The 13,052-nt window shown below is 59.5% G+C and carries 8 protein-coding genes; 3 read left to right on the plus strand and 5 right to left on the minus strand.

Annotated features, from left to right (window positions below; genetic code table 11):
* Window positions 1-386 precede the first annotated feature (386 nt).
* The 3 genes from AC3IUE_RS15885 to AC3IUE_RS15895 all read right to left on the minus strand — a co-directional run bounded on the left by AC3IUE_RS15885 (window position 387) and on the right by AC3IUE_RS15895 (window position 4,728).
* Window positions 387-2,039 carry an ATP-binding protein gene (locus tag AC3IUE_RS15885; RefSeq protein ID WP_489268859.1) on the minus strand — a complete coding sequence of 551 codons (1,653 nt, stop codon included), beginning with the start codon at window positions 2,037-2,039 and terminating at the stop codon, window positions 387-389.
* A 14-nt stretch (window positions 2,040-2,053) separates the two neighbouring features.
* Window positions 2,054-3,556 carry an ATPase domain-containing protein gene (locus AC3IUE_RS15890; protein ID WP_489268656.1) on the minus strand — a complete coding sequence of 501 codons (1,503 nt, stop codon included), beginning with the start codon at window positions 3,554-3,556 and terminating at the stop codon, window positions 2,054-2,056.
* A gap of 116 nt (window positions 3,557-3,672) precedes the next feature.
* Entirely contained in the window at window positions 3,673-4,728 is a 1,056-nt protein-coding gene (locus AC3IUE_RS15895) for a HEAT repeat domain-containing protein (RefSeq protein WP_056743743.1), read from the minus strand.
* Window positions 4,729-4,932: 204 nt separating this feature from the next.
* On the opposite strand from AC3IUE_RS15895, the gene AC3IUE_RS15900 reads away from it, so the two are divergent.
* Genes AC3IUE_RS15900 through AC3IUE_RS15910 form a run of 3 tightly spaced genes read left to right on the plus strand, consistent with a single transcriptional unit; the run spans window position 4,933 to window position 8,240 of the window.
* Entirely contained in the window at window positions 4,933-7,080 is a 2,148-nt protein-coding gene (locus AC3IUE_RS15900; protein ID WP_489268658.1) for an FUSC family protein, read from the plus strand.
* Window positions 7,070-7,270, plus strand: coding sequence for a DUF1656 domain-containing protein (locus tag AC3IUE_RS15905; RefSeq protein WP_046048365.1), 201 nt, complete (start codon window positions 7,070-7,072; stop codon window positions 7,268-7,270). The genes AC3IUE_RS15900 and AC3IUE_RS15905 overlap by 11 nt, the downstream gene beginning before the upstream one ends.
* Window positions 7,271-7,274: 4 nt before the next feature.
* Complete coding sequence (locus AC3IUE_RS15910) at window positions 7,275-8,240, plus strand: HlyD family secretion protein (RefSeq protein WP_489268660.1); 966 nt, start codon at window positions 7,275-7,277, stop codon at window positions 8,238-8,240.
* 201 nt (window positions 8,241-8,441) lie between these two features.
* On the opposite strand, the gene AC3IUE_RS15915 is transcribed toward AC3IUE_RS15910, so the two are convergent.
* A complete protein-coding gene (locus AC3IUE_RS15915) occupies window positions 8,442-9,863 on the minus strand; it encodes an efflux transporter outer membrane subunit (RefSeq protein ID WP_489268662.1) in 1,422 nt (473 codons plus the stop codon).
* Window positions 9,860-13,042, minus strand: coding sequence for an efflux RND transporter permease subunit (locus AC3IUE_RS15920; RefSeq protein WP_489268664.1), 3,183 nt, complete (start codon window positions 13,040-13,042; stop codon window positions 9,860-9,862). The genes AC3IUE_RS15915 and AC3IUE_RS15920 overlap by 4 nt, the downstream gene beginning before the upstream one ends.
* Window positions 13,043-13,052: the final 10 nt, after the last annotated feature.

Consider the following 13,052-nt stretch of genomic DNA (forward strand, 5'->3'; position numbering starts at 1 on the left):
CTGACTGATGACAGTAAACGGCAAATGGCCCGACTGAGAACCTGGCATGGAAATCAGCTTTAAAGGCTGAGGGCTTTTTTAGGACAGTCGGGAGCGGCTACTCATCGAGGGCCGAGTGTTGTTACCGCAACGCTCACAATGAGCCCGGATACATTAGCGCAAGCCAGCTTTACCGAAAACAGCCAATGAGGTTGCAGGAGATGGGCTGACCATACATTCCAAGTGACTCGCTGTAAAAGCGAAACCGATAGCCGCCGTGACCGCAGAAACGGATATGCACACAAAAAAACAGGTCGACCCTTGATCCACCGCCCCCTAGCTACGCATGTGTGTACCTGGAAACCCCGACCTTAAGTGCACAGCATTACGCTCCTGCAGGGGGCGCGTCAGATCCGGATCATCTCTCGCACCTTCGCCGTCAGCAGGTCGAAGGTGAATGGCTTGGTGATCATCTGCATGCCTGGGTCAAGGAACCCACCGCGCACCGCCGCGTGTTCGGCATAGCCGGTGATGAACAACACCTTGAGGTCTGGCCGGTATTGCCGGCCGATTTCCGCCAGTTGCCGGCCATTCATGCCGGGCAATCCAACGTCGCTGATCAACAGATCGATACGCTGCCCGGAATCTAGAATCGGCACCGCGCTGTCGGCATTGCCAGCTTCGACGAAGGCGTAGCCCAGATCACTCAACACCGTACTGACCAACACCCGCACCGCCGGATCGTCCTCGACGATCAGTACCGTTTCGCCATTCTGTGCGAACGGAGCGTGCTGGATGTCCACCGGGCTGTCCTGAGGCAGGTCACCGCCGAATCGCGGGAGAAACAGACTCACCGTGGTGCCTTCTCCCACTTCACTGTGAATGGCGACGTGGCCGCGCGATTGTTTGCTGAAACCATAAATCATCGACAATCCAAGGCCTGTGCCCTGGCCGATTGGCTTGGTGGTAAAGAACGGATCAAAGGCCCGGTTGATGGTGCTTTGCGGCATGCCACACCCGGTGTCCGTGACACTCAGCACCACGTAATCACCCGGTTGAAGGTTGCTCTGCGTCTCGGTGAAGCCAATGTCCAGATACCGATTGCTGGTTTTCACCACCAGTTTGCCGCCATCGGGCATCGCATCCCGAGCATTGATCACCAGATTGAGCAGGGCGCTTTCCAGTTGATTGGGATCGGCCTCGGCCACCCAGAGTTGCTCGTTCAGCTGCATGTCCAGCTGAATGGTTTCGTTGATACTGCGCTGAAGCAGCTCGCCCATGGACACCACCAGGGTGTTCATCTCCACGGGTTTGGAGTCCAGCGACTGACGCCGGGAGAACGCCAGCAGACGGTGGGTCAGGCCTGCCGCGCGGTTGGCTGAGGTCACGCCCAGGTCGATAAGACTGTCCAGATCGTCGGTGCGCCCACGGGCCAGACGTCGGCGCAGCAGTTCCAGGCTGCCGATGATGCCGGTCAGCATGTTGTTGAAGTCGTGGGCAATGCCGCCGGTGAGCTGGCCGACCGCTTCCATCTTCTGCGATTGGCGCAGGGCTTCTTCATTGTGTCGCAGCTGGGCGGTGCGTTCCTCGACCTGCTGTTCGAGGGTTTCGAGGGTGTTTTGCAACCGCAGTTCGCTTTGACTCAGGTCGATCAGCCGGTCCCTGGCTTCGTACTGTCGTCGACGTCCGCGCAACGCGGTGGTCACCAGGCTGATCAACGTAACCGGGTGAAAAGGGCGCTCAAGAAAGGTCACGTTCCCCAACTGTGGGCCGTAGCGCGACGCCGGGTTTTGTTCCGGGCCGCCATGGTAGGTCATCAATACAATCGGGAGGTCCGACCAGGCCGGTTGTTGCTCGATCAGGCCGAGCAGCGGTTCAAGATCACCGCCCAACAAAGCCTCGGAAGAAATCAGCAACAATCCTGCCCCTTGCTCCAGTTCGCGGCACAACGCCACCAGGTCCCGAGTAATCACCCCGTCGTAACCCGCTTCATTGAGCATCATCAGCGCAATCTGGCTGTCGCGACCCAGCGGCGCGAGAATGATCGCGCGCTCGGACATCGCTTCCTGGGCAATCACGGGTTTCCTTCCTCAAGCAAGGGTTTGCTGGCACCCAGATAGGTCGGGACACCGCGCAATACCCCCTGAAAGGCATCCAGCGGTTCACCAATGGTCATGCCCTGAGCGCTGATGCGGTATTCACGAATGGTCGATTCATGGCTGCCGGTGCGTTTCTTGATGATCGAGATCGCCCGGCGAACCTTGCCCAGTGCCTCGAAGTAACGCAGCAGGATGACCGTGTCGGCCAGATAGGTAATGTCCACGGGAGCTTGCATGTCACCGACCAGCCCATGCTGGGCGACGGTCATGAAGGTCGCGGCACCCTGGCGATTGAGGTACAGCAGCAACTCGTGCATGTGCAGTACCAGGGCGTTTTCCTCGGGCATCGCCGCCTGATAGCCATTGATGCTGTCGATTACCACGGTCTTGATATTGCCCTCATCGACACAGCGACGAACCCGGTAGGAAAACTCTCCGGGGGACAACTCGGCCGCGTCCACTTGCTCGATCAGCAGGTTGCCGGTGTCTTGCAGCGCCTGGAGGTCGATGCCGATGTTCTTCATGCGCTCGAACAGCAACCCGAGCTCTTCATCGAAAATGAACAGCGCAGCTTTTTCGCCACGGGCCACGGCGGCAGCGGCGAAGATCATCGAGATCAGCGATTTGCCGGTACCGGCCGGGCCGAGGATCAATGTGCTGGAACCGGTCTCGATCCCGCCGCCGAGCAGCGCATCCATTTCCTTGATGCCGCTGGACAATTGCTGGCGGACATAGCGACCGCGATGCTCGGCGGCCACCAGACGCGGAAAAACATGCACGCCATCGCCCATGATGGTGAAGTCGTGAAACCCGCCTCGGTACTTCTGTCCACGGTACTTCACCACACGGATCCGCCGCCGCTCGGCGCCATAGTTGGGGGTCAGTTCCTCAAGGCGAATGACGCCGTGGGCCACACTGTGCACGGTTTTGTCGAGGGATTCGGTGGTCAGGTCGTCCAGCAACACCACCGTGGCGTCATAGCGCACGAAGTAGTGTTTGATCGCGAGGATCTGGCGACGGTAGCGCAATGAGCTTTGGGCCAGCAGGCGGATTTCGGAAAGACTGTCGAGCACCACACGGGTCGGCTTGACCCGTTCGACCACTTCGAAAATCTGCTTGGTGGCTTCGCCCAGTTCAAGGTCCGAGGAATACAACAAGCTCTGCTGATGCTCGGCATTGAGCAGACTTTCCGGGGGCGTCAGCTCGAAGATATGGATGTTCTCATCCAGCTCCCAGCCGTGGGACAACGCACCCTGTCGCAGCTCCCGCTCGGTTTCCGACAACGTGATGTACAACGAGCGCTCGCCGGCACGAGCGCCGGCCAACAGGAAATGCAAAGCGACGGTGGTTTTGCCGGTACCGGGTTCACCCTCCAGTAAAAACACATGCCCGCGGGACAAACCACCGGCCAGGATGTCATCCAGACCTTCAATGCCAGTGGCGGCTTTTGCACTGATCAACTCGTTTGATGTAGACAAAAAATGCCCTCTCATGACTAGGGGAAGCGAGGCAGCAGGCCGTAAGTGCCTGAATGGACTGCCTGTTCTCTTGACCCTTGGCCGAGACGACGAGTTCAACGAAATTTTTGCTGTTGTTAAAGCCCTTGCTGCAAGGCCGGGTCGTCGGGATTGAGTTGTTCAAGTTGCGCCAGCAGAATCTGCACGTTCTGAAGCTGGCCGCTTTCTTTCCAGTAATTGATCAACAATACCCGGGCTTTCCGGTCGGCCGGGTGCCGCTGGACGATCTCCTGCAACTGTTTCTGCGCCGCTTCCAGCTCCTGTTCATCGTGAAGCGTGGTGGCCAGGTCGTAGCGGTAATCCTTGTTGTCCGGTTCCAGTTCCACGGCTTTGGAAAGGCCGAGCAGGGCGAATTCACTTTGCCCGTGATGCAACAGCCAGAGTCCCAAGGCATGTTGCAGGTAGGCCGAGTCGGGCTGAGCCTTCAGCTGCTTGGCCAACAGTTGCCGGGCAGCATCGTTTTGGCCCAGGCGATCCAGCACGTCGATTTGCATCACCAGCGCGGGCAGGTTGCCGGGCGCAAGACGCAATGTGTTCTGCAGTGCCTGCTGCGCCTCTTTCAATTCGGCATTGTGCAGATGCAGTCGAGCCAGTTGATATTGGTTGTCGGCGCTTTCCGGCTGACTCTTCAGGTCCTGTTCCCAGGCATCGATGGCTTGTTCCAGCGGCCCGAAGTACAAACCGAGATCGTCCGGCGATAGCCCCAGCAAAGCGTTCACGGCGGCATAGCGGACACGCTGTTCGCTGTCATCGAGTAACGGGCCCAGCAGCAGGCTGCGCTGACCGCTGGGTACCAGACCGCTGATGCTTTTGATCGCTGCAATGCGCACGTCCGGCGACTCATGTTGCAAGTCCGCATCCGCCAGTTTCAAGGCCACGGAGCTGGGGTAGTTGGGCAGTTCGGCATGTAACCAGACGCGGCGTTTGGGCGATATGTCGGGGCGGCCCAGTTGCTGGTAGAGGACCCGCGCGGCGCCCGGTTGGCCCGCGCGCGCCTGATTCAGCGCCTCGGTGTAGCCACGCTTGATCGCCTCCGGCACGGCGGGGGTTGTGCTGCGCAGGGAAAACCAGGCAAGGCCGATGGCAAACAGGACGCAGAGGCTGATGATCAGATAGCGGCGGGACTGGGGCATGCAGGAATCCGGGAGCTGGCAAGCTGTTGCAAAGGTGCCAGCTTCGGTCAGGCAAGGCTGTGAGTCAAACCCAGACTCAGTTCATTACGTAAGTCAGTCGATTCAAGGCAGTCTGGCTTTTCAATGATTTTGCCTACAGGTTGCGTCGACATTGAAACCCGTCGAGGCGCGTTGGCAGTGACTACGCTTGCTGGAGATGACTCGATGAGCGCTCCCATGCAACCGCTGCTTCAGTACTTCAAAGCGATACTCAACCCCGGGCCCGGCGTGGCGTTGTTCGCCCTGCGGACCATCGCGGCCGGGCTGCTGACGTTGTATCTGGCGTTCCTGTTCGACCTTGAGCAGCCCAAGTGGTCGATCATGGCGGTGGTCATCGTCAGCCAGCCATTGGGCGGCATGGCCTTGGCCCGGAGTTTCGGCCAGGTCATCGGCACCACACTCGGGGCGGTCGTGGCGGTGTTGATCATGGCGATCTTTCCCCAGGCGCCCCTGCCTTTCATCCTCACCCTGGCCTTGTGGCTGGCGCTGTGTACCGCCGGCGGCACCTTGTTGCGCTACACCAGTTCCCAGGCATTTGTTTTGAGCGGGTACACGGCGGTGGTCGTGGCACTGCTGGCGGTACCCGATCAGGACGGTACGTTCCTTCTCGCCGTCACCCGCGTGACCGAGACGCTATTGGCGGTGGCTTGCGTGTGCGTGGTCAGCCTGCTCACCGCGCGACCGGAAGCGGTGGCCCGAGATTACTTCGCCAAGATCGATCAGGTCATCAAGCTGCTCGCGACCCACGCTGCTGCCGTCATCCGAACCGAAGAAAGCGAGGCTGACTTCCATCGTCGCCAGATGCAACTGCTTGGCGCAATCAGCGCCCTGGAAGGCGTAAGGCGGCATTTGTATTTCGATGCGCCCCGGTTGCGCAGCGCCAATGAGTTGGTGCAGTTGCTGGGTAATCAGCTGGTGTTGTTGACGTCGCGGCTGACGGCTTTGCGTCACCAGCGGGAGCTGCTTGCCGAGCGCTGGAAAGGTGCCTTGCCGGAGGAGATACAGCGATTACGCGCCGAAGAGCTGGTCTTTCTCGATGAATTGGCCCTGCAAGGTCGCTCGTTATCGACCGAAGCGCGGCACCATTTTACGGCGCTGCAACAGCGTTTTGATGATCAGGCCTACAAGGCCGAACAACTCACCGAGACGATGCCAGCCACCTTGCGTTCACTGGCCTGGGCACTGCGCTGGGAACAGGCGCGGATGCTGGAGCAGCTCGGTCAGATTCTCGAACTGAGCGACGCAATCCAGGACGGGCGTGCGGCCAGTAGCATGTTTCGCGGCCAGGACAATCCGCTGCACCTGGACTTCACGCTGGCGGCGATGAACGCGATCCGCGCATTTACCGCGTTGCTGGTGGCCGGCCTGATCTGGATCGAGACCGGTTGGGACGGGGCGCGTGGCGGGATGATCGTGGCGGGAATTCTCTGTTCGCTGATGGCGACTTTTCCCCGGCCGTTGCTGGCCAGCCAAAGCTTTGCCAGAGGGCTGGGTCTGGCCTTGGGGGTATCAGCGCTGTATCTGTTCCTGCTGATACCGATGATCAGTGACTTCGAGTTACTCGCCTTGTTGTTAACCCCATTGCTGTATGCCGTCGCGGTGGGGTTGTCCAGTCCGCCAACCACGGGCACAGGCATTGGTCTTGGACTAACGACAATGCTGTTGTTGGGCCCGCAAAACACAGAAATCGGCCAAAACAGTGCCATTCAGTGGTTCGAGTTTGCCGGTTCTTATATCTGCGCAGCCGCGCTGGCGCTCAGTGTCTATGCCTTGATCTTCCCGTTCAGGCCCGTTTTGCGAATACGCCGGCTGTTCAATGAAAACTGTGAGCAGGTCTACGCTTTGCTGAAGACGCCGGCCACCGATGAGCAGCAATTTGCGTTTGAAAGCCGCATGGTCGATCGCCTGACCATGATGTTGGGACTGTTGCCGGCCACCAACGACAAGCAATCCAGCGAGCTGTTCGAAGTCAGCCTCGGGTGCATGGCACTGGGTGTGGCGTTGAACCAGCTCAGACAACAGGGGCGAAGCAACACGTTGCTCAGTACTGAACAGCAAAACCGTTTGCTCGCTGCTGTCCGTGAGACCGGACGATTGATCGCTGGGCGGCCCGGGATTGACCTTGAACAGCTGCTCGGAAATCTGCGTGTCTTGGGCGACGAAATGGACAACCTCCATTTAGACGTTCATGAACACCTGTGGTCGGTCTTCAGGATGCGCGTGGCGTTGTTGATCGTGGTGTCGTTTCTGGAGCGACATCGCAAATACTTTCAACCCGCAGAAACGGAAGGAGTGCCGACCCTTGCCCATTGATTTTGAATTGGGTGGCGTCTACTTGCCGCCGATTGCCCAGGCGTTACTGCTGGCGCTACCGATTTACCTGGTGCTGGACTGGATCTTGCGCCGCATTGGCGTGTTGCGGTTCGTCTGGCATGAAGCCTTGTTCGAAGGCGCGTTGTACGCCTGCGTTTGCGCAACGCTGATTCTGGTCATGGGAGCTTGATGCTTTGAAGAAGATCCTTGCCCGACTTGCGACGGTGGCGGTGGTGTTGCTGGCCTTTGTTCTCGGCTGGTTTGCCTGGGAACATTACACCCGCGCCCCCTGGACCCGCGATGCGCGGGTGCGTGCCGATGTGGTGACTTTGTCCGCCGATGTCTCGGGGCGCATCGTTGGCCTGGGCGTGCAGGACAACCAGCATGTGGAGAAAGGCCAGTTGCTGCTGGAAATCGATCCGGCGCGCTATGTCCTGGCGGTTGAGCATGCCAAGCGTTCGGTGGAAGTGGCAAAAGCCACCCTTGGCCAGTCCGAGGCAACGATTGTCGCCAGTGAAGCGTTGCTCCGCCAGCGTCAGAGTGAAGAGCGCCGACGTCGCACGCTCAAGCAGCGGTTTGCGATTTCTGGCGAAGAATGGGAGAAATCCAGCACGGAAGTGGCGGTGGCGCAGGCCGAGTTGTTGCGCAACCAGGCCAACCTCGGTTTGGCCCAGGCCAACGTGCAATTGGCCATCGCCGCATTGACCCAAGCCGAACTGGATTTGCAGCGCACGCGGGTCGAAGCGCCCGTCAGTGGTTACGTCACCAACCTGCTGACCCGTCAGGGTGACTATGCCGCGGCCGGTGGCGCGCTGTTGGCGCTGGTGGACAGCGATTCGTTTTATGTCAGTGGCTATTTTGAAGAAACAAAGTTGCCGCGAATCGAGGAGGGCGACCGGGTCAGGATCGAATTGATGAGCGGCGAAACTTTTGGCGGCACTGTGCAAAGCATTGCCTTCGCCATTTCCGACCGGGAGAACCTGCCCGGCGGTCGCCTGCTGGCCAACATCAACCCCAGTTACACCTGGGTCAAACTGGCGCAGCGGGTGCCGGTGCGGATACAGATCGACGCCGATTACGCGGCCAAAAACCGACTGCGTGCCGGGACCACGGCCACCGTAACCATCATGGAAACCCGCGATAGCAACACAACACACTAACTTTGTGGGAGCCGAGCTTGCTCGCGATGACGGACTGACATTCAACATTGATGTCGACTGACACGCCGCCATCGCGAGCAAGCTCGCTCCCACAGGGATATGTGTTGAATCGGGATCGGCAAAAAAAAGCCCCGCGACCGAATGAGGCGCAGGGCAAAGGAATTGGTTGGTTGCGACCAACCAAAGGAGCTCGTTAAAACTTTACTTGCTGGCGACCGTCTCTGGTTGCCAGCCACCGCCCAGGGCTTTGTAAATCGCGACAATGCCGCGATACAGTTCGACTTCGGCCTGGGCCTGAGTGTCTTCAGCCGCCAGGCGCTCACGCTGGGCGTCGAGCAGGACGAGGAAGTCCGCCGTGCCTTCGCGGTAGCGAATTTCGGCGAGGTCGGCCGCCGCACGACTGGATTCGCTCTGACGAATCAGCGAGATCAAGCGTTGTTGACGTTTGCCGTAGTCGCTAAAGGCGTTTTCCGATTCTTCCAACGCCAACAGGACTTGCTGCTCGTAGGTCGCCAGGGCGCCTTCGGCATCAGCATCGGCGCCCCGTAAACGGGCGCGCACGCTGCCAAGGTCGAACGCAGCCCAGGTAATGCTCGGGCCCAGCGCCCAGGCGTTAGCCGCCGAGGAACCGATTTGCGAACCGCGCCCGGCGGTGAAGCCAAGGAAGCCGCTGAGACTGACCCGTGGGAACAAATCAGCCTTGGCCACGCCGATACGGGCAGTGGCGGAAGCCAGTTTGCGCTCGGCGCTGAGAATGTCCGGGCGACGTTGCAGCAGTTCACCCGGATCACCGATCGGCAGGGCCTTGGCGATCGCCGGCAAGTCTTTGGGACTCAGGTCGACGGTCAGCTTGTCCGGCCGCTCACCCAACAGAGTGGCGATGCGGTTTTTCTCCCGAACCTGTTCAGCCTGCAATTGCGGCACGCTGGCTTCGACGGACGCCAGGCGTGCATCGGCACGCTCCACATCGAGCTGATCGCCGACACCGGCATCACGCAGGCTGACGGTGATCTTGCGCGACTCCTGCTGGTTGTTCAGGTTGGCCAGGGCGATCTTTTCCCGCAGCTGCGCACCGCGCAGTTGACCGTAGGCATCCACCAGTTCGGCAATCATCGAGACTTGCAGTTGGTACAGATCGGCTTCGAGCGCTTGCTGTTCGGCGTCGGCAGATTCCAGGTTGCGCTGGATACGGCCAAACAGGTCGATCTCCCACGCCATGTCCAGGCCCAGGTCGTAGCGTTCGCTATTGACCCGTTTGGTGGTCTGGCCGGGAATCTGACCCTTGCCCAGGTCACTGCTGGCGCGACTGGTGATGGTCGGCATGGCGTCATTGCTGACGTCATCGCGAATTGCCCGCGCCGCTTTCCAGCGAGCGAAGGCTACGCGCAAATCACGGTTGCCTTGCAGCGATTGAGTCACCAACTGGTTGAGGGTCGGATCTTCGAACTGCTGCCACCAGATGCCTTCGAAGCGCGAGCGGTCGAAGTTCTTCTGACCGGCGCTGCCATCGGTGGCGGTCGTGATGTTGGCCGGCTCAGTGGCTGGGGTCTTGTAGTCCGGGCCGACTGCACAGGCACTCAGGGCCAGCACCAGAAGACTCGGCAGGAAGGCTTTCAGGCTCATTGTTGCGCCTCCAGTTTCAGGGCCTTGGCCGCTTTGCGCTTTTCACCGCGCTCCACAAAGTTACGAATCAATACGTAGAACACTGGCGTCAGCAACAGACCGAAGAAGGTCACCCCGAGCATCCCGGAGAACACCGCCACGCCCATGGCATGACGCATTTCGGCACCGGCACCGCTGGAGAACACCAGAGGCACAACACCCATGATGAACGCGAAGGAAGTCATCAGGATCGGGCGCAGACGCAGACGGCAAGCTTCCAGTACCGCGGCGAGCGGGCTGAGGCCTTCGTCCTGCTGTTTGTCCTTGGCGAACTCGACGATCAGGATCGCGTTCTTACAGGCAAGCCCCACCAGTACGATCAAGCCGATCTGGGTGAAGATGTTGTTGTCGCCTCCGGAAGCAATCACACCGGTGATGGCCGACAGCAAAGTCATCGGTACGATCAGGATCACCGCCAGTGGCAGGCTCCAGCTTTCGTATTGAGCTGCGAGTACCAGGAACGCCAGCAGTACGCAGAGCGGGAACACGAACAGCGCGGTGTTACCGGACAGAATCTGCTGGTAGGTCAGGTCGGTCCATTCATAGGTCATGCCGTTCGGAAGTTCTTCCTTGAGCAGTTTCTCGATGGCTTTTTCGGCCTGGCCGGAGCTGTAGCCGGGGGCTGCCGCACCGTTGATTTCCGCGGTGATGAAGCCGTTGTAGTGCATCACACGGTCCGGGCCCGAGGTGTCGCTGACTTTGATGAAGGTCGCCAGCGGGATCATCTCGCCTTTGTTGTTACGCACTTTCAGCTGACCGATCTGGTCCGGTTCGAGACGGAACTGCTGTTCAGCCTGAACGTTGACCTGGTAGGTACGGCCGAAGCGGTTGAAGTCGTTGGCATACAGCGAACCCAGGTAGATCTGCAGGGTGTCGAAGATGTCGCTGACGGCCACGCCGTGGGTCTTGGCTTTTTCCCGGTCGATAGCCGCATCGACTTGCGGCACGTTCACGGTGTAGCTAGTGAACAGAGCGGCCAGTTCCGGCACGTTATGGCTCTTGGTGATGATGTTCATGGTTTCTTTGTACAGCTCGTCATAGCCCAGGTTGCCCCGGTCTTCGATCTGCAGGCGGAAACCACCGATGGTGCCCAGGCCTTGTACCGGCGGCGGCGGGAAGATCGCCATGTAGGCTTCTTGAATCCCGGCGTACTGGCCGTTCAACGCACCGGCAATCGCACCGGCGGACATGCTCGGGTCTTTACGCTCGTCGAACGGTTTGAGCGTCACAAACACGATGCCGGCGTTAGGGCTGTTGGTGAAACCGTTGATCGACAGGCCAGGGAAGGCCACCGCACTTTCCACGCCAGGCTGTTTCAGGGCCAGGTCGGACATGCGTTTGATCACGTCTTCGGTACGGTCCAGGCTCGAGGCGTCCGGCAGTTGCGCGAAGGCCACCAGGTATTGCTTGTCCTGGCCGGGTACGAAACCGGTCGGAGTGCTGGAGAAACCGAAGAAGGTCAACACCATCAGGCCTGCGTACAACAGCAGGGCAATGCCGCTGCTACGAATAACCCGGCCTACAGTGCCGACATAACCATGGCTGGCCTTGTCGAAGAAGCGGTTGAACGGACGGAACAGCCAGCCACCAAAGATCTTGTCGAGGACCTTGGAGAAACGGTCTTTCGGCGCGTCGTGGCTTTTGAGCAACACCGCAGCCAGTGCAGGCGACAGGGTCAGCGAGTTGAACGCCGAGATCACAGTCGAGATCGCGATGGTCAAGGCAAACTGTTTATAGAACTGCCCGGTCAAGCCGGAGATGAACGCGGCCGGGATAAACACCGCACACAACACCAGTGCCGTCGCGATGATCGGGCCGGTCACTTCACGCATCGCGCGTTTGGTTGCTTCGACCGGCGTCAATCCCAGTCCAATGTTTCGCTCGACGTTCTCCACCACCACGATGGCGTCGTCCACCACGATACCGATGGCCAGTACCAATCCGAACAATGACAGGGCGTTCAGCGAGAAGCCGAACAGGTGCATCACGGCAAACGTACCGATCAGCGAAACCGGCACCGCCACCAACGGAATGATCGAGGCGCGCCAGGTTTGCAGGAACAGGATCACCACCAGAACAACGAGGATCAGTGCTTCGAAGAGGGTGTGAACTACCGCCTCGATGGAGCCGCGAACGAAGATCGTCGGGTCATAGACGATGCTGAAGTCCATGCCTTCCGGGAAGCTCTTCTTCAGCTCCGCCATCTTGTCGCGCACTTCGTTGGAGATCTGGATCGCGTTGGAACCAGGGCGCTGGAAGATCGGGATCGCCACCGCCGGCTGGTTGTTCAGCAGCGAACGCAAAGCGTATTGGCTGGAACCCAACTCAATGCGAGCGATGTCTTTCAGGCGAGTGATTTCACCGTTTTCGCCGGAGCGAATGATGATGTTCTCGAACTCTTCTTCAGAAACCAGACGACCTTGGGTGTTGACTGACAACTGGAAGGCGGTGGCATTCGGCGCGGGTGGCGCACCCAGTGCACCGGCAGCCACCTGACGGTTCTGTTCACGAATCGCGGTCACGACGTCAGTGGCGGTCAGGTTACGCGAAGCGGTTTTGTTCGGATCGAGCCAGACCCGCAGCGAGTAATCGCCCATGCCGAACAGCTGCACGTCACCGACACCGCCCAGACGCGCCAGCTCATCCTTGATGTTGAGCAAGGCGTAGTTGGACAGGTAGAGCATGTCGTAGCGTTTGTCCGGCGAGGTCAAGTGCACAACCATGGTCAGGTCGGGCGAAGCCTTGTCCACGGTGATACCGATGCGCGTCACTTCTTCTGGAAGTTTCGGCTCGGTCCGGGTCACACGGTTCTGCACCTGCACCTGTGCGTTGTCCAGGTCAGTGCCCAGCGCAAAGGTAATGGTCAGCGTGATCTTGCCGTCAGCGGTGGACTGCGAGGACATGTACAGCATGTTCTCGACGCCGGTGATGGCTTGCTCCAGTGGAGCAGCCACGGTTTCACCGATGACTTTTGGGTTGGCACCCGGGAAGTTGGCGCGGACCACAACGGTCGGCGGAACCACTTCCGGGTATTCACTGATCGGCAACTGGAACAGCGAGATGGCGCCGGCGATCAGGATCAGCAGTGACAGTACCGCTGCAAAGATCGGCCGTGAAATGAAGAATTGGGAAAAATTCATCGTAGTGATC

It is taken from the genome of Pseudomonas sp. GL_093, assembly GCF_057837605.1.

Coding starts and splice junctions, on each gene's coding strand:
- AC3IUE_RS15885 (WP_489268859.1), bottom strand. CDS start 2,039: ATGTCCGAGCGCGCGATCATTCTCGCGCCGCTGGGTCGCGACAGCCAG.
- AC3IUE_RS15895 (WP_056743743.1), bottom strand. CDS start 4,728: ATGCCCCAGTCCCGCCGCTATCTGATCATCAGCCTCTGCGTCCTGTTT.
- AC3IUE_RS15900 (WP_489268658.1), top strand. CDS start 4,933: ATGAGCGCTCCCATGCAACCGCTGCTTCAGTACTTCAAAGCGATACTC.
- AC3IUE_RS15915 (WP_489268662.1), bottom strand. CDS start 9,863: ATGAGCCTGAAAGCCTTCCTGCCGAGTCTTCTGGTGCTGGCCCTGAGT.
- AC3IUE_RS15920 (WP_489268664.1), bottom strand. CDS start 13,042: ATGAATTTTTCCCAATTCTTCATTTCACGGCCGATCTTTGCAGCGGTA.